This window comes from Lactococcus sp. DD01, from assembly GCF_001578715.1.
GTDB classification, from domain to species: domain Bacteria; phylum Bacillota; class Bacilli; order Lactobacillales; family Streptococcaceae; genus Lactococcus; species Lactococcus petauri.
In genome coordinates this window covers 1-232 of the sequence record NZ_KQ968972.1, presented here as the reverse complement: position 1 = coordinate 232, position 232 = coordinate 1, and the positions used below count along the sequence as shown (strand labels likewise).

The following is a 232-nucleotide window of genomic DNA, read 5'->3' as shown; positions in this document are numbered from 1 at the left end:
TTTTTATACTTAATTTTTAGAGAAAGGAGAATATGGGATTCGAACCCATGCACCAATTTCTTGATCTAACGATTTAGCAAACCGTCCTCTTCAGCCTCTTGAGTAATTCTCCATAAAAAAAACAAACATAGTATTATGTCTGTAAACTTTGGAAAGGAGGATGTGGGATTCGAACCCACGCACGGTTTTATCCGCCTGACGGTTTTCAAGACCGTTCCCTTCAGCCGAACTT

At 39.7% G+C, this 232-nt stretch carries 1 tRNA gene; it reads right to left on the bottom strand.

The features are described 5' to 3' along the window. Positions 1-24: 24 nt before the first annotated feature. Positions 25-112, bottom strand: a tRNA-Ser gene (locus LACDD01_RS11365). Positions 113-232: the final 120 nt, after the last annotated feature.